Here is a 20,373-nt window from a genome sequence, read left to right on the forward strand (position 1 = left end):
AGCGCGAACGAAGTGAGCGACCGTCTCGCGCGGTGAGTGGTGGCGCAGCCACCCGAACGGAAAAAAGGTGGTGGAGGCGGTTGCGGTGCGGAGGCGGTTGCGGGTAAGACGCAGCACCGCGAGCGGAGCGAGCGGCTTTTTTAGTCCAGGTTTTTTACGGGAGGGTAGCTTCGCTACCCTCCCGTAAAAAAAGTGGGGTTTTTAGATTCGATCGAGGAGTTGACCGGCAGCGTCGTCCAGTTCGACGCTCGCATTACGGGAGTTGTACCGGACGACACCGGTTGCAGTGAGCTTTGGGAGATGGTGTTCGTAGAGACATTCCTGAGCGCGCTCGCGCTCGCGTGGAGAAACTGCCTCGGGGCGGATTGATCGCTCGCTCGCGACGACACGGGTGGCGAGCTGTCTAACGGTGATCGCTCCGTCCGTGGCGTGGAGGGACCGCAGCACAACGCGCCGGTACGGTTCGGCAAGCAACTCCTCGACCACCGGTTCAGGGAGTCCGCGCCCGGTGTCGGTCGTACTCGTTGAATCAACTGCCATATCAATATGTACGCAGTGCCGATTGAATAAGTGTGGCGTGCGTTCACACAGAGCGAGCTACTCGTGGACAAAGCGGGCCGGCCGTCAGGCACTCCCGGTTTCGTACGGCCAGTTGCCTTGCGTGCGCAGTGCCCGGCCCATCGCCTGGTTGAACGACTGTATGTCTTCAAATTCCTCGGTCTCGACAGCCGCGAGCACATCAGCGACGCTGACAACGGTTTCGTAATCGATGCGAACTGGATGATCACCGACGCGCTCCTGAAATTCGGCTTTTGATAGGGGAAAATCCTCCTCCTCATCGACTTTCTTGGCGAGGATCGCCTGTCCGTACTTGCGCATCCCTTCGCTTCCCGCCTCGGCATCCGGATCGTGAGGCCAGTCCATACTCGTGGTTGAGGACAGTGTGAGGTTAAACGTTCCCTTCCAACGTTTGAACCGCGCACGGAAACGCCCGACTCAGGCCATTATTATCCATCCGGGATCAAGACGCGAACCCAGATCTGGTTCACGGAAAAATCAAGGCGGATTCCCCGAGTCTTGCCCTCCGCGACAGTTGACTTGGATGGGTTTGTCACAATAGTCAGTACAGATTCCCCACCACGTGGACGTACAAACAGCCCACAGATCATGAAATATCTCACGCTCTCACTGAAACCGACGGACCGCGCGTTCCATCCGATCGATCAGTATCTCACGACGCAAGAGCACATCACACGCGAGACGTTGCTTCATCTCGACATCCGGTTTAACGAGACGTATCTCCTGTTGTACCATCTCACAGGTTCTCGGTCAGCCATCGAGACGGCGATAACGACCAACGAAAACGTGCTCAATCACGAAATCGTCTCCGTTGACGGCAACGACGTGTACGCGTACGTTCATCTCGACGCAGCGAACACCGAGGGACACCTCGTCGAACTCGCCTACGATCACGGACTCATCATCGACACACCGATCACGTTCGACGCCGACGGCATGAACGTCACATTGGTGGGAAATACGACCCGGCTGGGAACGGTGCTCCAGTCCGTTCCTGAGGAACTCACCGTATCGGTCCAGCACGCCGGGCGGTACGATCCCGGTACCAACGATCTCCTGACATCACTCACTGATCGCCAGCGGGAAGTGTTCGAAACCGCCGTTGAAGCGGGCTATTACGACGTGCCCCGTCGGGTAACCCACCAGGATATCGCGGGGAAACTCGACTGTGCCCCGAGCACCGTCGATGAACACCTCCGGAAAGCCGAATCAGCCGTTGTTCCACACCTGTTTTGATCAGCTTAGTACACCACGTGTAACATTACGTATACGACGACGCCAAGAGCAAACGAGACGAGCCACAGCGGCGCGGCGATCCGGGCGACGCGTCGGTGATTCGTCGCGTACACCTCAGAAACGGGTCGCGTCACCGCGAGCAACAGCACGTAGTACAACAGCGGGATACAGACGATTGCGAGAAGAATGTGGACGGCCAGCAGCGGTAGATACACGTACGTTTTGATCGCGTCCGGTCCGAGAAACGGCGATGGCCCTTCAAGTGTCACGCGATACAGGTACAATCCGAGAAAGGCAACGAACAGCCCGAAGCTCGTCACCATCGCATACCGGTGTTTCTCGACCGCATTGTTCCTGATGAAATACCAGCCCGCGCTGATCAACACGATGGCGGTGAGACTGATGACCGCGTTGAGGTGAGGAATCACCGCGATGAGTCCGGAATTGTAGGGCAACACGGTCGACGGAATGATCCGGAGGGCTGCCCCAAACACGAACGCGAGCGAGAGGATGGTCAACACCCCTGTCACTGCTGGAACGTTCTGTTTGATCTGTGGGTGCATATCTCAGAACAGACACGGCACTGCCTTGCGCTTGTCGCTCCCTCACTCACTCGAAAACTCAATCACTGCGTGGGACCGGATTTGAACCGGACCAAGACGGTTCGGGCATGCGGTTCGCTCCGCTCACCGTTCCGGACTGCGGCTTGTAGGGTTCAAATCGTTCCTACTCCCCCACACCGTTTCACGCTCACTCGAAAAGACTGCGTGGGACCGGATTTGAACCGGCGGACCTCTACAGGACAGCGCCCTCAACGCTGCGCCGTTGGCCTGGCTTGGCTACCCACGCTCACTGTTGCGTGTGCATCTAATCGTATTTCGTAGGCTAATAAAAGCCCTTCCCTTTCCGTCGTTCACTGCGCACCGTTCCCAATGCATCACACGCATTACGCATTGTTGCCCACGCGAATGACTTGGAGCAGTGAAAACACGGGAACGCCGTCGAGTTCCTCGACGCCTTGCTTATCAGCGAGCACGACGCAGGCGACGGGCGTCCCGCCTTCGGCCCGCACCGCTTCGATCGCTTCGGTCATCGTCGTTCCACTGGTGATGATGTCATCAACGATGTAGCAGTCCCGATCCCGGATCGTGGCGAAGTTCCGGGAGAACGATCCCTCTAGCTCCTCGATGTCGCCCTCCTCCCACTGGTGTTTGCGCGGATTGTACGCACTGAGGTCGGTGTTCAGCTCCCGGGCGATCGTCGTGGCAAGCGGGGTTCCCGCCTTCTCAATGCCGATCGTGAGATCGACTTCCTCACCCTCTTTGGTGAGGAGATCGGCCATCGCCGCACCGGCGTACGACAGCCGTCGGCTGTCGCGCCCGAGTGCACTCCAGTCGACGTGAATGTCGTGTGGGCCGCCGACCTGGGCAGTCGTTCCCGGCGTCGTCTCTTGAACGCTGCCGCGTTCGATGAGCCAGCTAGCGGTCTCCCGCGAAACGTTCAGTTCGTCCGCGATCTCACCTTTCGATAACCCTCGCTGGGTGAGATCCGCCGCGCTCTCGATCAGATCATCGACGTTCTTCATATGGTGGAGCTTTCATGGCTACAGGTATAAACGTTCGAGGTGCCGGTAGCGATTCACTCTGGCGGCGAGCGGACTTGAGTCAGTCCTGCTCTCGAACGAACGTTACTGGACAAGGTGCGTTCAACAGCACTTCCTGAGCTGTACTTCCGAATACGGCCTTGCCGGCCGGCGAGCGCTTTCGACCACCGACAATGATGAGACCTGCGTCGATCTCCGTGGCGATCTCGACAATAGACGCTCCATGCGGACCGACCGATCCACGCACGGAGTGCTCCACGTCAGCCGCCGTCAGCTCCGTTTTGATCGAGCGCGTTGTTGCGTGACGACGCGCCACCTCGTCCGGATCGACGGGTGAATCTGCCCCGTAACCGAGCTGAGAGCGGACGGTTTCGAACTCGTCGGTTGTGAATACGTGGGTGAGCGTGACCGCTCCGCCGGCCGGACCGGCGATATCAACCACTGTCTCGGCTAACGACTCGGCTCGCTCGGCGTCACCCTTCCCGACTGCGAGAAGAACGGACTCAAGCGCCATACAGTATCAGTTCTCTAATGACTCATAAAAGTGACGGCAACATAATTCATCTATCTTGTCATCTATTCGCACCTCGGGATCTCCGAGACTATTTGTTTCAAACTGGTGACATAACAAGCATATAATTTTCATAAATATAATTATAAACCAATGGTTATATAAGGATTCATGAGCCAGATACTGAGTATGCCGGCGGATACCACACCGATCGATTCCCGGCAGCGGATCTCGCGCCGTCAGCTTCTCGGATCGATCGGTGCTTCGAGCGTCACGGTGTGTCTTGCGGGGTGCATTTATAGGGATGAGGGTGGAGGCGGGAACACGATCACGTTCGGTTTCGATCCGGTTCAAGTGAGACAGAATGGGGATCAGATAAAGCAACTGTTTCACGAGCAGGGACTGTCGGATGATATCACGATCGAGTTCGTCGAAGGGAGCCAAGACTCCAGCGAGCGCCGCCAGAGCTACACGCAGTTGCTCCAATCCGATCAAGCCGATCCAGACCTGTTCTTGATGGACTGTGGGTGGACAATCCCGTTCATCGTCGGTGGGAACCTATTGAACCTGACAGCCGAGCTTTCGGATAATCTGCTCTCGACAATCGAGAACGACTACTTTTCAGCCAGCGTCGAGACGGCGAAAGATCCCGATTCGGGCGATCTCTACGGCGTACCGCTGTTTCCGGATTTCTCGACGATACAGTACCGGAAGGATCTCGTGACCGAGGCTGGCTACGATCCGGACGGCCAAGGATGGGCGACGACCCCGATGACGTGGAAACGGTTCTCGACGATCGCACAAGACGTCCGCGATACAACCGACGCGGATCACGGTTTTGTCTTTCAGTTTGACACCTATGAAGGACTCTCTTGCTGTACGTTTAACGAGTTCATGAGTTCGTGGGGCGGCGCGTACTTCGGGGGACGCGAACACTTGTTCGGTCCGATCGGCAACCGTCCCATCACGGTTGACGCCGAGCCGGTCGTTACCGCAGTGGATATGGTGCGACAGTTCATTCACGGCGGAACCGACAACGAAGCGCTCTCGGGCTATCGAGGATCGATTGCTCCGAGCGGCGTTCTCTCTTGGAAGGAACAGGATACGCTCAGGGCGATGGAGAGCGGGACGGCGGTGTTCATGCGCAACTGGCCGTACACGATCGCCTCATTGGCGGCCGAGGACGCGTTCGGCACTGACTACGGCGTCATGCCGTTGCCGTACGCGGTATCCCCAGGGAACGCTCAGGCAACCGGTACCGGAGGGTCGACGTCTGCGCTGGGCGGGTGGCACATAACGGTCAACGCCAATACCAACCGGACGGAGATGGCGCTTGAACTCATTGAGGTCGCCATGAAAGATGATTTTCAGCTCGGCTTGCTGGGAATCACGGGCTGGATGCCACCAAAACCGGCGTTGTACGACACAAGAGCGGCCACGAAACAGGAACCGGTCGGTCGGTATATGGAGACGCTGCAGATCGCGGGGACAAACGCGATGCCCCGCCCTTCAACGCCGGTCTGGCCACAGCAGGCGACGACCATCTACCAGCAGGTCAACGCCGCTGCCGCTACCGACAAACCCACTACGAACGCGATGACCGAACTCAAAGATAAGCTGCGATCGATCGAGAACGAGGTCACATAGATGAGCACAGAACCGACGTCTCCGGACGCGGCGTCCGAAACGGGTCGACGGTCGGGACCGATCGCAAGCTTGCTGCAGTGGATCGAAGGGTTGAGTGAACCACAGTTCGCGTACCTGCTATTGGGACCGGTGTTTCTCATTCTCAGCTTCGTTGCGTTCTGGCCGCTGGCGAGTACGTTCGAGATGTCCTTACACGCGAACAGCCTCACCGAACCGCTCGGTGAATTCGTCGGACTCGACCAGTACGTACGGATTCTCACCGGCGAGAAGGTACTGATCCGGCCCCTGTTCGATCTCGACTATCCGTTGCAGAGCGCCATTGTCGTGACGTTTCTGTTCACCGTCGTGACCGTGGTGTTCGAGACGATCATCGGCTTCGGACAGGCGCTCGTATTGGACCGATCTTTTCGGGGTCGCCGGTTCGTACGAGTCGCTATCATCCTGCCGTGGGCGGTTCCCATCGTTATTCAGGGGATGATCTTCTATCTCATGTTCGACCCCAGTGTGGGCTTTGCGTCACAGCCGCTCCAACAGCTCGGCATACTGGCTGACCAGCCGCTAAACGACAGCGCCAGCTCGTTGTTGATCGTGATCGTAGCGGACATCTGGAAGACATCCGCATTCATGGCGCTGTTGATCCTCGCCGGGCTACAGAGTGTCGACCGGGATCTGTACGATGTAGCGAAGGTGGCTGGGGCCTCACGCTGGCAGCGGTTCAGACAGGTGACACTCCCGCTCATCCTTCCTGCGGTGCTGGTTGCCGTCCTGTTCCGGACGATCGGCGCGATGCGGGTGTACGGACTGGTCGTAGCCTCCGACGCGGGCTGTTCGACCGTACCGACGCTGTCGTGTCTCGTCGTCGAAACCTTGCTTTCGACGAACCAGTATGCGACTGCCGCAGCGGTCGCGTTCATCACCGCCGTGATCATCGGGGTGTTCGTCTCCATCTACATCGTTCGATACGCTCAGGAGGTGGTCTGAAAATGAGTACATCAACACCAGACACGGAGGATTCGGGTCGGATCGAACGGTGGGTAACGCGTGCGATCTATCGGCCAGAGCGCCTCTATCGAGTGTTGTTCTACGTCGCCGTTTTCGGCTTCCTCTTTGGCACCTTGTTCCCCTTCTACTGGCTGTTTGTCATCGCGGTAACGCCTCGGGAGTTGCTGGGCACGGTCGGACTCACGCCACAAGCGTTCCACTGGCAATCGTTCGTCGAGGTGTTCGAGGTAGTTCCGTTTCACATGTACGTGGCAAACAGCATCATGCTCGCGTTCGGAACGACCGCGATCGTGCTCGTGGTTGCGAGCCTTGCGGGATACGTGTTCGGTCGATTAGAATTTCCCGGTCGACGACCGCTGTTGTTGGTGGTGTTAGCGATCTCCTATTTCCCCCCGGCGGCGTTTTTCGTTCCGTTGTACCGACTGTTCGCCGGAAACATCTCGTTGTTCGGGATCAGTAGTCCCAACGTGCTCAACACGCCAGCCGCGTTGCTGCCGCCGTTTACCGCGCTATTCATGCCGCTGGCGATCTTCATTCTCACCACCTTCTACGCCCAGATTCCCGACGGGCTCGAAGACGCTGCTCGTATCGAAGGGACGACCAGACTCGGCGCGCTCGTTCGCGTGATCATCCCGCTGTCGGCACCGGGGGTGGCGACCGTCGCCGTGCTCACGTTTATCTACGTGTACAACGAGTTCTTCTTCTCGTTTTTGATGACCACCGGCGAGTACACCGACTGGTCACCGCTGGTGTACGGTATACGAAACTACCAGACACAGTATACACAACTGTACAATTTAATGGGTGCCGCCAGTCTCATCGGTGTGTTGCCGGTCGCGATCCTGGTGGCCTTCGCCCAGGAGAAGATTGTCAGCGGACTCACCGCTGGCGCGCTCAAGGAGTGAAACAATGGCACGCCTCACACTCGATCACGTCACGAAACGCTACGGAGATGTCGTCGCCGTCGACGATCTGAGTCTCGATATCACCGACGGGGAATTCATCACTCTCGTCGGTCCGTCGGGCTGTGGAAAATCGACCACTATCGAGATCGTCGCCGGACTCACGGACGCGACCGAGGGGTCTGTGCACATCGGTGACCGGAACGTGACGACACTCCCACCGAAAGACAGGGGAGTTGCGATGGTGTTTCAGAACATCGCGCTGTTTCCGCACATGAGTGTCTTCAAAAACGTCAGCTTCGGATTACGTTTGCGCGACTACGAGACCGCAGAGATCGAACGGCGCGTTGATCGGGCGATGGAGATCGTCCAGTTGGGGGGGATGGGAGACCGCAAGCCAGAGGAGTTGTCGGGTGGGCAGCGCCAGCGCGTCGCCATTGCCCGCGCCATCGTCCGCAATCCCGATGTCTTTCTGATGGACGAACCGCTCGCCAACCTCGACGCGACGCTGCGGACCCACATGCGTACCGAACTCCAGCGATTGCACAAACAACTCGACACGACAGTGATGTACGTCACACACGATCAGGCCGAGGCGATGACGATGTCCGACCGCATTGCGGTCATCAATGACGGCACTATCCAGCAGTTCGCACCACCGCTTACCTGTTACAACGAGCCACGAAACCTGTTTGTCGCGGGATTCATCGGCTCGCCGGGAATGAACCTATTTGACGGAACAGCGACCGCAGACGGCTTCAACTCTGCTGCTGTCAGCGTCTCGTTCGACCATTCTTCCGACATTCCTCACAAGATAACGCTGGGTGTTCGCCCCGAAGACGCGTACCTCGCCGGATCCAACCGTGCCGAACGGCTGTCGGCTCCGAGTACAGCGATCAACGCCGTCGTCGACGTGATCGAGCCGATGGGTGATGAGATGCTCGTCTACCTCCTTTGTTCGGATGAGGCGGCAGCGGACGCGGAGTCTGTACAGTTGCTCGTGAGCGTTCCGCCTGAAACCGATGTCGAGGTTGACGAATCCGTTCAGGTCGTTTTCGATCGTTCCCGGGTTCACCTTTTTGAGACTGCCAGCGGTGCAGCGATCACCCATGGACTCGACACCGAGATCACTCCAGACACCGACCGGCCGTGACTCTCGCGCACGCCTGACTGGACCGATCACTCTCACCGGTGGACGAACGCACGGCGTTTCGGACTACCGTCGTTGCGGGGTGTGAGCGGCGCAGTTCAATATAGCAATACACATCAATCCTCCGCTTATACACTCCTGCAATGAGCAGCCACGTCCCCCATTCTATCGGCATTATCGGTCTTGGCAACATCGGTCGGTATCACGCCGAGCAGCTCAGCTCGTTGACGGCACAGCTCGACGTCGAAATCACAGGCGGGATGGATATCTCTCCGATGGCACGCGATCGGTTCGAGGAGGCGTTCGGCGCTCCGGCGTACGATGATCCCGAGTCGTTGTACGAGACGACCGATTCAGTCATCATCACAACGCCCAACCAGTACCACGAGGAGTACGCCGTGGGGGCGCTGAACGCGGACAACAACGTGCTCATCGAGAAGCCGGTCGCTCACACGATCGACAGCGCAAAGCGGGTGCACGAGACAGCTACCCAGTCGTCTGGGATCTGTATGGTCGGGTTCCACAACCGGTTTGCAAGCCCGGTTCAAGTGCTCAAACAGTACGTTCGTGAGGGACGATTCGGTGAGATCCACCACATCGAGGCGAAGTACATCCGGCGTCGCGGCGTTCCTGGCCGGGGAACGTGGTTTACCGAAGAAGAGTCGGCCGGCGGAGGCGCACTCATCGACATCGGTGCCCACGCGATCGATCTCGCGCTGTATCTGCTTGATTTCCCCTGCGTGACGGAAGTATCGGGCGTCACACGATCGGTGTTCGGTGATCGACCGGATTACACCCATCTCGAAATGTGGGGTGAACACGGCGACGGTCCCTTCGATGTCGACGATTCCGCCAACGCCTTCATTCGGTGTGCGGATGCCTCGACGATCTCACTCGATGTCGCGTGGGCCGCCAACCGGACGCCGAGTACTGAGTTCGTAATCCAAGGAACCGACGCCGGTGCGCGTCTCGATCTCTCCGACGGCGAACTCACCGTTTTCGAGTCGTCCTCAGCCGGCGCTCCACACTTCTCCGACTCGGAGATCACGACCCGCGACGAGAACCCACACCGACAAGAACAACGACAATTCATCGAGGCGGTCAGGGAAGGGAGACCGCTGTCGGTAAACACCGTCGAACAGGGAATTGTCGTTCAGCAGGTGATGGACGCAACGTACCGTTCCAGCGAGCGCAACGGGGCGATAACGCTCGACACCGAACCGATGCCAACGGCTGATTGAGTACTGCTGTCGCTTATTCGTGCGTTTTTCGGAGGCTTTCGATCGCGTTTCGAGTGGGCAATGCCGTCATCGCGCCGGTCGTCGTGACGGTGTGACCACCGGCTGCGGTTGCGATGTCGAGAAGCTTCTCGGGTGACCGGTTACCCTCGACACACCCCGCGAGCAGTCCGGCGAGGAACCCATCGCCCGCACCGGTCGTATCAACGGCGTCGACGGTGTACCCTGGATGGGAGACCGTCGTCGCACCCCACGGAGCACCACGACGAGAGACGAACACAGCGCCGTCGGCTCCGAGCGTCACCACCACGGTGTGAACCGACGCGACGCACGCAGCACGCGCGAGCGAGACGGGATCAGCGCCACTGAAGCCCACAGCGCGCAGATCCGCCGTCGACGCTTTGAGCACGTGCGTGTGTTTGAGCGTGTCGCGGACGGTTCGCTCGAACGCTGGTCCCGACAGTTCAGGCCGGGTGTTGGGATCGAACACCACCGTGCAGTCCATGGCCCGTGCGCGTCGTGCGAGGTCGAGGATCGCCGTCCGTGACGGCTCCGCGGTGAGCGCAATGCCGCCAATCACCACCCAGTCGACGGGTTCGAGCGCCGAATCCGGAACGCGACCAGTCACAAAGCGCGTGTCGGCGGCCGTATCCTGATAGAACGTGAACGATCGATCACCGGAATCATCGTACGAAACAACTGCAAGCGTCGTTTTTCCGTCAGGATCGCGCTCGACGAACCGCTCAGGAATGTCGTTCTCAGTCAGCACGCCGGCAAGATACTCACCCATCGGGTCGGTCCCCAGACGGGTCCATAACCACGGCGGACAGCCGAGTCGAGCAAGCCCGACAGCCACGTTCGCTGGCGCACCCCCTGCTCGCCGGATGAATCGATCACCCGATTCCGCTTGCTCGGGAGCAGTCGGAATGAGATCGATCACCGTTTCCCCAGCGACGAGTACGCGTCGAGACATACTGTCTGAGAGTGCGCGAGCACCAAAGTGACACCGAACGGCCTGCGTGAGACTGCATCTTCGTGTAACTGTTTAAATAGCAGCAACCGAATACACGAGCATGGCAAAGTACTCGACCGGGGGGATCAGCTCCGATGACGAGGGGAGCTGTGAGCTGTGTGGTGCCGAGCGGACGACGCTCCACACCGAGCGAGTGGCTGGCGCGACACTCGCTGTGTGCCCCGACTGTCGAACGCGCCACGCCGAAACCGGCACACCGGAATCGAAGCGCGACGAGCACGGACAGGAAACAGGGACGCGCGACCCGGACGAACCCGATAGAGGGCAGCGCGCGGTGCACAACGCCGCCCAAATGGACGACGCCCGGTCGAAAAATCCCTCCGGCTGGGTGGACGACGCGGAGTATGAGGGCGATCCGCTTCCGTATCTCGTCCGGGGATACGCCGACCGGCTCGCAAACGCACGGGCAGCCGCAGACCTCGGAACTGCCGATCTCGCTGCGGAGTTAGACGTGTCCGAGAGCGATATCATCGCCATCGAAGAGGGACGTGCCACCAGCGCAGAGGTGGGCGGTTCGCTGATCACGGCGATCGAAACACGATTCGACATCACGCTGACTGAGCAGACCTGACCCACCACTGACCGGTTACGACGCTTTGATGTTGTGAAATGCGTCGAGTCGGTCTGTGATCCGTGCCGTCGGTTCAATCGCGCGTTCGATCAGCGTTGCGTCCTTGTACGCCTGTGGAGCTTCGTCGAGCGTGTCGCTGTTCACGCTCGTCGAAAACACGTCGGCCATCGTTTCCCGGAACGCGTCGAGATCTACCTCTCGGGTGGCCTGTCGCCGGCTCATCACCCGCCCCGCACCGTGTGGAGCGGACCAGTTCCAATCGGGATTCGATTTCCCCTCACAGATCAGGGTGCCGTCGCGCATGTTAAAGGGAACGAGAAATCGTTCGTCCTCGTACGCCCGCGTCGCCCCTTTCCTGATCACGAGATCCCGGAAATCGATGTAGTTGTGGACCGATTCGATCTCGTCGTCGATCGTCGTATCGAGGATCGAACTGATCTGCCGGACCATCTCTCGACGGTTTTCGGCGGCGTACTGCTGTGCAAAGATCATGTCGATGAAGTAGCCGTCGGCCTCCGCCCCCTCGAGGTAATCGAGCGTTTCGTTCCGGTCGCGATCGGTCAGCCGATCTTGGAACGCGTCGATGCGGCGGCCGATCTCCTCGCCCTCATACTCCTCGCGGATGCGTTGGATCTTCGCCTCCACGTCAATGCCACGGGTGTCCATGTGTTCTGTTGCTCGCTCTTGCCAGTAGGTTGCGATCTCATACCCCAGTTTCCGGCTCCCGCTGTGTACGACGACCCACACGTCGCCTGTCCGTTCGCTCCGGGCGAACTCGATGAAATGGTTGCCGCCGCCGAGCGTCCCGATGCTGTCGGCTGCGCGTCCCTCGTCCATCCCGACGCGACGACACAAGGAGATGAAATACGACCGATCGTAGCCGTCAAATCCCAGATCACGCCCGTAGCTCTCTTCAAACCGTTCGAGAACGGCGTTCGCTTTCTGCCACGGAAACGCCGTCATGTCGTAGGCCGTGTCTGATCGCACCGCCGATCCCATCGGAATCCGGGATCGAACCGCACGATCCAGTTCCTCACCCGACACCGATAGCTCAGGACCAACGTTACTGGCGTACAACCCACACCCGATGTCGACGCCGATGGTGTTCGGCACCACCCGCTCGCCCAACTCCATCGTGAAGCCGATGACGCTCCCTTTTCCCCAGTGGGCGTCGCTCATCACACACACGGGATTCCGGAAGGCGGCGTGGTCCACCAGCGTTCGGAGCTGTTCGTGGGCGGCCTGCCCGAGTTGGTCCTCTGAAAGAAACACGCGGGCAGTCGTCTGCTCGCCCTCGATATCGAACATGCACGCGGTAGATGATCTGCGAACTAAACGCCACCGGAACGAATGGTCTTGTAACGTAACACGATATCCGTGTAGCTTTGTGATTGGGGGTCGAACCCAGAAGTGATGACACGAGCAAGTGTCGTTGGGACCGGAATGACGACCTTCGGCGTTCACGAGTCGTCACTGCCCGAGCTATTCGCAACGGCAGCGCTTTCGGCCTACGACGACGCGGGCGTCGATCCCGCCGATATCGACGCGTTCTATTTCGGGAACGCGATGGGTGGTCAGACTGAAAACGACACGCATCTGGCACCGACGCTCGCCACCGAAGTGGGATTGGCCGGGGTTCCAGCACAGCGGTTCGAGGACGCCTGTGCGACCTCCGCCAACGCGTTCAAAAACGCGGTCCAAGCCGTCGAGGCAGGCATCCACGATACGGTCCTCGTCGGCGGCGTTGAGCGATGCACGCCCGAAACCGGAAAGGGAACCGGGGAGATGACTCGCATCTTCGCTTCGGCGTCACACCGGCAGTACGAACAGCCCACTGGACTGACGTTCCCTGGCGTGTTCGCCCTGCTGACCAAACGCCACATGCACGAGTACGGCACAACCGAGGAGCAACTCGCCCACGTGGCTGTGAAAAACCACGGGAACGGCACTCGGAACCCGCGTGCGCATTTCGGCTCCGAGACGACCGTCGAGGAGGTGCTCGACTCGCCGGTCGTCGCTGACCCGTTCCACCTCATGGACTGTTGCCCGTTCTCCGACGGTGCGGCCGCAGTCGTCGTCACCAGCGACGACAGCGCAGCGTCGTTCGACGATCCGGTCGACGTGACAGGCGTCGGTCACGCTACTGATCTCGTCCCGCTCGGGCTGAAGCCGACGCTTCACGCGACCCAAGCCGCACGCGACGCTGCGGCTCAGGCCTACGAGCAGGCCGGTGTGACCGCCGACGAGATCGATTTTGCGGAGGTACACGACTGCTTCACGGGAGCCGAAGTGCTGGCGAGCGAAGCGATCGGCTTCTTCGAGGACGGACAGGGCGGTCCGGCGGCCGAGGCGGGTCGCACGGCCCTCGACGGCGACCGGCCGATCAATCCCAGCGGCGGACTTAAGGCGAAAGGCCACCCGATCGGTGCGACCGGCGTGGCACAGATTGTCGAACTCACCGAGCAGCTCCGGGGGGAGGCCGGCGACCGACAACTCGACGACCCACAGCGGGGGCTGGCACACAATCTCGGTGGCGACGCCGGAACGACGGTCATCTCGATCATGGAGGCACGAGCATGAGCGCGAACATGGACGAAACTGTGAGCGTTGGATACGAGGCCTGGGCCGACGCGCTGCGATCCGAGCGTGTTCTCGGTGTGTCCTGCTCCGACTGCGGAGCGACGTACGGCACCCCGATTTCGGTCTGTCACGACTGTGGGAGTCAGGATCTCGAACTGGTCGATCTCCCGACCGACGGAACGCTGTACTCCGTCACGCGAGTCGCGGTTCCACCGACCGGCTTCGAGGGACCGTACCACGTCGGGATCGTCCAGTTAGGGGCTGCCCGAGTCACGGCGCGCATCGAGACAGCTGCCGAAGACAACCCGGAGATCGGTGATCCTGTCGTCCTTTCGGGCGTCATGGAGGCCGACGACGGTCATCCAGCGCCGGTGTTTGAAGTCGAGACGGACTGAGCGGGGGCACGCTCCGTGTCGGTGAGCCGCTCTGGAGAACGCCCTCGGCCGGATCGTTTGTATCTAAGATCCCGGACGATCGAACCGTTGAGTGGTGTCTCTTGCCATTGTTTGGAAAAAGATGATCGTCTTCGATTGAAGTCCCAAGAGATATTGGATCGGCATGACAATAGGCGGAGAACGTATGACACGGCCGCCAACTACTACCTCTCTGCGTCGACGGAACGTTTTATCCCTGCTCGCCGTCAGCGCGACCGCCCTTACCAGCGGCTGTATTCGTCGCCTGCGAACGATTACCGGCTGGCAACCTTCGGATCAGATATCGCTCGAAATCAAGACGGTTTCGGCCGATTCAGATCCCTACGCCCTTCGTATCGCAAACCAGGTCGCGGAGTGGCTTCGAACCGCTGGGATAGATTCCAACGTGACGCCGATGTCCAACGAGGAACTGCTTCGACAGGTGCTTTTAAAGCACGAATTCGATCTTTTCGTCGCTCGCACTCCGCTGCGGATCAAGCGACCGGGCGCACTCTACTCGTTGTTGCATTCGAAGTTCGCGCCCGCTTCCGGGTGGCAGAACCCGTTTGGATACGCGAACTTGAACGTGGACGGGTTGCTGAAGACCCAGCGCACAGTCAGCGGCAAGCGCCGTCAGAAAGCGATTTCACAACTCCAACAGACGGTCGCTACGAATCAGCCGTTCACACCCATCGCGCTCGCTGACGACATCCGAGCCGTACGGAGCGATCGGTACACGAACTGGCGTCGACGGGATCTGCATTCATCGCTCAGCTACTTAGCAGTGGAGCGGGTCGATGCGGACGAACGGGACGAGAGTGCGCCCACTCCCCCCGAAGAACTCGGTGTGGTGATGAACGACACGCGATTGACAACCAACTTGAACCCGCTCAGTGTCGAGTTCCGGTGTAGCGATGATTTAACCGAGTTGCTCTACGATTCATTGGGGTATTCGCCCGATCCGAAAACGGTCGCTCCGTGGCTCGCAAACTCGTGGAAGTTCTCCAAAGACTCCTCGAAACTGCTTGCGACGGTTGAGATCCCTGCAAACGTGACCTGGCACGACGGTACGCCACTCACGGCTGAAGATGTCGCGTTCACCTACGCGTTTCTGTCAGATACGACGCTGGGATCGGGGATTGAAGACGACACTGACGACGACACGACTGCCGTCCCGGTGCCGCGGTTCCACGGTCGGAGCGATCGCGTCTCAACCGTCCGGGTCATCGATCCACAAACGCTCGAATTCCGGTTCGGGGAGTGTCACCCTCAGGCGGCCAAGCGGGCGTTCACGGTACCAATACTCCCGAAACACATCTGGAACCACCGGACGAACCCCTCCTCGATCGGTGGCATCGAGGTCGGCACTGCAACTGAGGCCCTCGTCACGAAAAACATCCCTCCGATCGGAAGCGGTCCTCTCATGTTCGCGAAGAACGATCCCCAGAGGAGTGTGTCGTTCGACACGTTTGACGACCATTTCCTCACACACACCGATAAACCCGAGCTACCGGATGAACTGGCTAACGGTCCTGCGTTCGATCGGCTCGCTGTCCGCGCCGTGGGCTCTGATGTCGCTGCTGTGGAAATGGTTGCCAGCGGCGAGGCAGACGTGACAGGGACAGCCGTCGGTGCCGGTAAAGTTCCGCGTATCGGCCGCAAAAGCGTGCTCGATCTGATCGTTGACCGTTCGACATCGTTGTATATGGTTGGCTACAACGTGCGTCAGTCACCGCTCACAAACGCGCGGATTCGCAACACGATCGCCCAACTCATCGACAAGAGATACCTCATCGAGGACGTACTCGACGGATACGCACAGCCGGCTGTGAGTCCACTCACCGGAACGGAGTGGCTTCCCGCCGGTCTCAAATGGAACGGAACCGATCCTGTAACGCCGTTCCTCGGAACGGACGGGGAATTAAACGTACAAAAGGCACAGGAGGCGTTCCAAGCAGCTGGATATCAGTTCGACGATGGAAAGCTCGTGAGGAAATAATCGATGAACTTAATGGAGATCTTTTCGGAGGTGGTCGTCGTCGTGTCCGTTCTCCTTCCGATGGCTTTGCTCTTCGTCGTGGGTCCGAGTCGGCTCTGGACGGCGCTCTCTGATCTCAGACCGAAACTCAAGGAGGCGGCCCCCGGTTTCATGGCACTCGGGATTGTCTTGGGAATCAACAGTATCGCCCGTGACACCGGTAACAACCTGTCATGGATCGTCGGTGTCAACATTACTGGCTTCATCCACAGGCTCGAAGGGCAGTTCGTTGCCAATCTCCAATCGATGGCAACACCGACGTTGACGTCGTATTTCAGCGCCATCTACGTCTTCGGGTACACGTTCTTGCTTGTGTTCCCACTGTTCGCGTACCTCCTCCACGACGACACGCAACCGCTCTATGAAACCGTCGCTGCGTACATCATCAACTACAGCGTCGGATTGGTGTGTTACATCGCCTTCGTCGCGTACGGTCCCCGGAACCTCATCCCGGAGTTGGTCAAGCCGCTACTGTACATTAATTGGCCACACTCACAACTGTTGACGAGCGAGGTGAACACCAATACGAACGTCTTTCCGTCGCTTCACACCTCGATGTCGGTTACCGTTGCGCTCCTCTCCTATCGATTTCGTGATATCTACCGCCGGTGGGTGCCGATTGCGTGGATGCTTGCGATCTCAGTGGCTATCTCAACGATGTATTTGGGCATCCATTGGTTGACGGATGTCGTCGTCGGCACGGTTCTCGCGGTGATCAGCGTTGTCCTAGCGGCCCGGTTTGGTGACCGGCTACGCCGTGGCATGAACCGGGTCACAAACGACTGGATCGGAGATCGGGCGGTTGCCTACGTTCGGCGCTGGCTTCAAAACGATTGAGCGTCCGGTTGGATCGCATTCATGCCGCCATCCGATCGAGCCACAGCGTCGGGTCGTCGAGTTCTGCCTCCGTCGGGAGGTTGTCCTTCCGTTCCCAAACTAGGCCAGCGGTGTCGAGGTCTCGCTCGTCGACGACCGTATCGAAGAACTCCTTTCCGCGTTCGTACTGGCGGCGCTTGCGGCCGAGTCCGAGAAGACGGCGCATAAGCTGGGTGATCAGTCCGCCGCTGCGACGACGAGCGTCCAGCTTCCGACGGAGATCGTCGTACTCGGCGTCGAACGCGCGATCCATCAGCAACTCGGCGTAGCCCTCAACCGCCGTCATGGTGATGTCGATCCGATCGAGATCGAGCCGGCTGAACTGACCGGACGAGAGCGTGTCGATGACTTCTTCGATTAACCCTTCGAGGTGGTCGGTGAGCCACGGTGCACCGCCGAATTCGGCTGCATGGGCCACCTCGTGGAACGCGATCCAGCGCCTGAACCGATCGCGGTCGACCGACAGCTCCCGAGCGATACGTTCGATGTTCGGATGGACGAAATACAACGCGTGGTCATCGCCGGTTGAGAGCAACAACGGATCGTACTGTCCGAGAACGTTGTTAGCAAGAAAGCCCATCGAGACTGCCATCGATCCCGTATTGATCGCCCGAACGACGCCCGGTAGGTGGTTGAGTTCCGAATCGATCTCACCGAGAACCCGTTCGAACGTTGCTGCGTTCGCGTCGATCCAGTGGTGGCGGTGTTGGATCTCCACCGTTGACGGTAAATCGAATGCCACACCTCCCATCGAACGGATGCGATCGCGCGCGACGCGAACGTCGTTCTGGTACGCCTCAATCTCTTTCGGTGTGAGATCGAGATCACCCGGCTTCGTGCCCGCCTTTGCGGATTCGGTGACCGCCGACCAGTCGATCGGTTCGGTACCGGAGGCGTCCGCAACAGCCCGAACGGCGCGATAAAAGTTCATGGAATTCAAAGGTACGCAGGACGCAAAGTCCTTCCGCCTACGTGAACGCGACCGGGGACCGAGTCGGTCGTGTGATGGTTCCAGATCGCCATCGGAGACGGGGGGAGACGAGACAGATCACGGAGATTCGTCGTGTTCATTCGAGTCTCGCCTCTTTTTCATAACTACGGACAGGACAATGAGGAAGATGAGGCCGACAAGCGCCGGAACTACGTGCCGGGAGTCGTCTTCTTCTACGTCCGGCGGTGGGGAGCGGTCGTCGTCCGATTCGGACTCGTCACCTCCCAGTCGACGTTTGAGCGCGATGGCTCCACCGAAAATCGCCGCCAGGAGGAGCGTTCCGAGACCAACGACGCGTTTTATGCTTTTGCCAGACGAATCGCTCTGTTCATCCTCGGCTGCCATCTTATCGCCGCTGAACGGCGCGTTGACCGTCGGTTCGTCTATCTCCAGTTTGAAAACGGTGATGTCCATATCACGAGTACGACTGGCAAACCCATAGGGATTTGCACCACGTCGAGTCGATTCGTCCGGCACTGCTTGCCTGCCGTCTAAGAGCACGTCACCGCGTAACCCTGCGATCGTGGTGTTCATGCGTTCCGGACAGCAGGTATGGATGGAGTACGCCGAAACGTTCGCGGACGAGGTTCAGATGGACGCCTACGGCAACGCGGTTGCGGTCCATCTTAATTCAAGCAGGGAATCCCGGCCTTTAGGCCGGGAGGGAATGCGACACGATACTGACTGACCACTACTCGGTGGCCGGGCCGGAATCCAACTCCCGTTGCGCGTGAAGTAGCATTCCCTTCCACGTTAGACCGTGGCGCTTCTTCGTCTCTTTCAGCGACTCGTACTGTTCTTCCTCTACCTCGAAGTTGATGTGTGGCATATCTCATTCTTGCGCCCCGTTACACTTAACTTTGTCTACGTTCTATCTACGGGTGTGTCCGAGACGGTGACGAAGACGCTACAGGCCACGCTCGCCACACCCACGGCGGGCAAACAGCAACGCCTACAGCGGCTCTTGGACACCTACCGAACCGCACTCCACGACGCCTTCGACAACAGGGCCGACACAATGTCCGCCGTCAACGACGTTGTGACACCCTACGACCTACCGTACCAAGCCAAAGACGCGCTCAAGTCCTACGTCCCGAAACTCCGTTCGACGTACAACGCCGAAGAGTTGGACGACGAGCATCCGCTTCGACTCGTCAATCGGGCCGCGAAGTTCGACTACTCCGAGGGGCGCGAACACGCCTTCGTGTGGCAGGCCCCGCAACCCGGACGCGGGACGAACTTTTGGATTCCGCTTCGGATCAACCCCGAGCAGGAATCCCTGTGGTTCGACCTGCTCTCCGAGGACGCAAAGGCAGGCGAGTTGCGCCTACAGCGACACCGTACGTCGTGGGAGTTGCACGTCACCGTCGAATACTCGGTCGAAGAACCGACCGAACCGGACAACCCGACGTACATCGGCTTCGACGTAGGCGAGAGCGCGTTGATAACGGGCTGTGCCCTCAAACGCGACGTACCACGGAAGCCAATGCTCGTCAGCGGCAGTCGAGCGCGACACCTTCGCAAAGAGATGTTCACCACACTTCGGCGGCTACAGTCGAGAGACGCCGCCGAGTGGCGGGTGGACGGCCGATTCGACCACTACCAAAACGCTCTGACGGATATTGTCGAGAAAGCGTCTCGGCAGGCCGTCGAGTATGCCCAACAGTTCGAGAACCCCGTTATCGTTCTCGAAGACCTGTCGTACATCCGCGAGCGGTTGGACTACGGGAAGTTCATGAACCGCCGCCTTCACGCATGGGCGTTCGCCCGGTTACAGGGCCGAATCGAGGACAAAGCGACCGAGGCAGGGATTCGCGTTGAGTACGTCAACGCGGCGTACACCTCGCAGACGTGCCACGCCTGCGGTCGTCTCGGTCGGCGGAGTCAGCAAGCGGAGTTTGTGTGTCCGCACGACGACTGCCACGTATCGGAGTTCCAAGCAGATATTAACGCGGTCGCCAGAACGGTGTTCTGGCGGGCAGCCAGATTCCGGTGGAATCTGG

23 protein-coding genes and 1 tRNA gene are annotated in these 20,373 nt (G+C 59.4%); 13 read left to right on the forward strand and 11 right to left on the reverse strand.

Translation table 11 applies throughout. The features are described from left to right. Window positions 1-201: 201 nt before the first annotated feature. Entirely contained in the window at window positions 202-540 is a 339-nt protein-coding gene (locus tag EIK79_RS17365) for a DUF7344 domain-containing protein (protein WP_124957006.1), read from the reverse strand. An 84-nt stretch (window positions 541-624) separates the two neighbouring features. After that, window positions 625-924, reverse strand: coding sequence for a DUF5785 family protein (locus EIK79_RS17370; RefSeq protein ID WP_124957008.1), 300 nt, complete (start codon window positions 922-924; stop codon window positions 625-627). 243 nt (window positions 925-1,167) lie between these two features. Between EIK79_RS17370 and EIK79_RS17375 the strand changes: the two genes are divergently transcribed. Then, entirely contained in the window at window positions 1,168-1,815 is a 648-nt protein-coding gene (locus EIK79_RS17375; protein ID WP_124957010.1) for a helix-turn-helix domain-containing protein, read from the forward strand. Between the two features lie 5 nt (window positions 1,816-1,820). Here the strand turns inward: EIK79_RS17375 and EIK79_RS17380 are convergent, their stop codons facing one another. From EIK79_RS17380 to EIK79_RS17395, 4 genes are all read right to left on the reverse strand, one after another. After that, the gene (locus EIK79_RS17380; protein WP_124957012.1) at window positions 1,821-2,378 is read right to left on the reverse strand and encodes a DUF420 domain-containing protein; all 558 of its coding nucleotides are present in this window, start codon (window positions 2,376-2,378) and stop codon (window positions 1,821-1,823) included. A gap of 201 nt (window positions 2,379-2,579) precedes the next feature. Further along, window positions 2,580-2,664 (reverse strand) — tRNA-Leu (locus EIK79_RS17385). Between the two features lie 97 nt (window positions 2,665-2,761). Next, window positions 2,762-3,400, reverse strand: coding sequence for a transcriptional regulator GfcR (gene gfcR, locus EIK79_RS17390; RefSeq protein ID WP_124957014.1), 639 nt, complete (start codon window positions 3,398-3,400; stop codon window positions 2,762-2,764). 79 nt (window positions 3,401-3,479) lie between these two features. After that, a complete protein-coding gene (locus EIK79_RS17395; protein WP_124957016.1) occupies window positions 3,480-3,932 on the reverse strand; it encodes a universal stress protein in 453 nt (150 codons plus the stop codon). Window positions 3,933-4,100: 168 nt separating this feature from the next. On the opposite strand from EIK79_RS17395, the gene EIK79_RS17400 reads away from it, so the two are divergent. The 5 genes from EIK79_RS17400 (at window position 4,101) to EIK79_RS17420 (ending at window position 9,871) form a co-directional block, all read left to right on the forward strand. Next, a complete protein-coding gene (locus EIK79_RS17400; protein ID WP_124957018.1) occupies window positions 4,101-5,576 on the forward strand; it encodes an extracellular solute-binding protein in 1,476 nt (491 codons plus the stop codon). Beyond that, window positions 5,577-6,557, forward strand: a complete 981-nt coding sequence (locus EIK79_RS17405) for a carbohydrate ABC transporter permease (RefSeq protein WP_124957020.1) — start codon at window positions 5,577-5,579, stop codon at window positions 6,555-6,557. A 2-nt stretch (window positions 6,558-6,559) separates the two neighbouring features. After that, window positions 6,560-7,483, forward strand: coding sequence for a carbohydrate ABC transporter permease (locus tag EIK79_RS17410; RefSeq protein WP_124957022.1), 924 nt, complete (start codon window positions 6,560-6,562; stop codon window positions 7,481-7,483). Window positions 7,484-7,487: 4 nt separating this feature from the next. After that, window positions 7,488-8,633 carry an ABC transporter ATP-binding protein gene (locus tag EIK79_RS17415; RefSeq protein ID WP_124957024.1) on the forward strand — a complete coding sequence of 382 codons (1,146 nt, stop codon included), beginning with the start codon at window positions 7,488-7,490 and terminating at the stop codon, window positions 8,631-8,633. A gap of 140 nt (window positions 8,634-8,773) precedes the next feature. Continuing rightward, the gene (locus EIK79_RS17420; protein WP_124957026.1) at window positions 8,774-9,871 is read left to right on the forward strand and encodes a Gfo/Idh/MocA family protein; all 1,098 of its coding nucleotides are present in this window, start codon (window positions 8,774-8,776) and stop codon (window positions 9,869-9,871) included. Between the two features lie 13 nt (window positions 9,872-9,884). Here the strand turns inward: EIK79_RS17420 and EIK79_RS17425 are convergent, their stop codons facing one another. Further along, on the reverse strand, window positions 9,885-10,841 hold the full coding sequence (locus EIK79_RS17425) for a carbohydrate kinase family protein (RefSeq protein ID WP_124957028.1): 957 nt from the start codon (window positions 10,839-10,841) through the stop codon (window positions 9,885-9,887). A gap of 100 nt (window positions 10,842-10,941) precedes the next feature. Between EIK79_RS17425 and EIK79_RS17430 the strand changes: the two genes are divergently transcribed. Next, complete coding sequence (locus EIK79_RS17430; RefSeq protein ID WP_124957030.1) at window positions 10,942-11,472, forward strand: helix-turn-helix domain-containing protein; 531 nt, start codon at window positions 10,942-10,944, stop codon at window positions 11,470-11,472. Between the two features lie 15 nt (window positions 11,473-11,487). Here the strand turns inward: EIK79_RS17430 and EIK79_RS17435 are convergent, their stop codons facing one another. After that, entirely contained in the window at window positions 11,488-12,780 is a 1,293-nt protein-coding gene (locus EIK79_RS17435; RefSeq protein WP_124957032.1) for an RtcB family protein, read from the reverse strand. Window positions 12,781-12,885: 105 nt separating this feature from the next. Here EIK79_RS17435 and EIK79_RS17440 point away from each other — a divergent pair, with 105 nt between their 5' ends. The 4 genes from EIK79_RS17440 (at window position 12,886) to EIK79_RS17455 (ending at window position 17,340) form a co-directional block, all read left to right on the forward strand. Beyond that, a complete protein-coding gene (locus EIK79_RS17440) occupies window positions 12,886-14,052 on the forward strand; it encodes a thiolase domain-containing protein (RefSeq protein WP_124957034.1) in 1,167 nt (388 codons plus the stop codon). After that, window positions 14,049-14,447, forward strand: coding sequence for a Zn-ribbon domain-containing OB-fold protein (locus EIK79_RS17445; protein WP_233738257.1), 399 nt, complete (start codon window positions 14,049-14,051; stop codon window positions 14,445-14,447). Before EIK79_RS17440 ends, EIK79_RS17445 begins: the two co-directional genes overlap by 4 nt. A gap of 184 nt (window positions 14,448-14,631) precedes the next feature. Further along, window positions 14,632-16,464 (forward strand): ABC transporter substrate-binding protein, encoded by a 1,833-nt coding sequence (locus EIK79_RS17450; protein WP_221621788.1) that lies wholly within the window; start codon window positions 14,632-14,634, stop codon window positions 16,462-16,464. 3 nt (window positions 16,465-16,467) lie between these two features. Beyond that, entirely contained in the window at window positions 16,468-17,340 is an 873-nt protein-coding gene (locus EIK79_RS17455; protein WP_124957036.1) for a phosphatase PAP2 family protein, read from the forward strand. A 19-nt stretch (window positions 17,341-17,359) separates the two neighbouring features. Here EIK79_RS17455 and EIK79_RS17460 read toward each other — a convergent pair whose 3' ends face one another. After that, window positions 17,360-18,310: a zinc-dependent metalloprotease gene (locus EIK79_RS17460; RefSeq protein ID WP_124957038.1), complete on the reverse strand. Its 951-nt coding sequence runs from the start codon at window positions 18,308-18,310 to the stop codon at window positions 17,360-17,362. Window positions 18,311-18,427: 117 nt separating this feature from the next. Continuing rightward, the gene (locus EIK79_RS17465) at window positions 18,428-18,904 is read right to left on the reverse strand and encodes a hypothetical protein (RefSeq protein WP_124957040.1); all 477 of its coding nucleotides are present in this window, start codon (window positions 18,902-18,904) and stop codon (window positions 18,428-18,430) included. Between EIK79_RS17465 and EIK79_RS18300 the strand changes: the two genes are divergently transcribed. Further along, a complete protein-coding gene (locus EIK79_RS18300) occupies window positions 18,903-19,058 on the forward strand; it encodes a hypothetical protein (RefSeq protein WP_185715693.1) in 156 nt (51 codons plus the stop codon). The two genes, EIK79_RS17465 and EIK79_RS18300, sit on opposite strands and share 2 nt — an antisense overlap. A 3-nt stretch (window positions 19,059-19,061) precedes the next feature. Here the strand turns inward: EIK79_RS18300 and EIK79_RS18305 are convergent, their stop codons facing one another. Continuing rightward, window positions 19,062-19,199 carry a hypothetical protein gene (locus EIK79_RS18305; protein WP_185715692.1) on the reverse strand — a complete coding sequence of 46 codons (138 nt, stop codon included), beginning with the start codon at window positions 19,197-19,199 and terminating at the stop codon, window positions 19,062-19,064. 54 nt (window positions 19,200-19,253) lie between these two features. On the opposite strand from EIK79_RS18305, the gene EIK79_RS17470 reads away from it, so the two are divergent. Beyond that, window positions 19,254-20,373, forward strand: a 1,120-nt coding sequence (locus EIK79_RS17470; RefSeq protein WP_148094164.1) for an RNA-guided endonuclease TnpB family protein, incomplete at its 3' end; no start/stop codon positions are given.

Source organism: Halocatena pleomorpha (assembly GCF_003862495.1).
Lineage (GTDB): Archaea > Halobacteriota > Halobacteria > Halobacteriales > Haloarculaceae > Halocatena > Halocatena pleomorpha.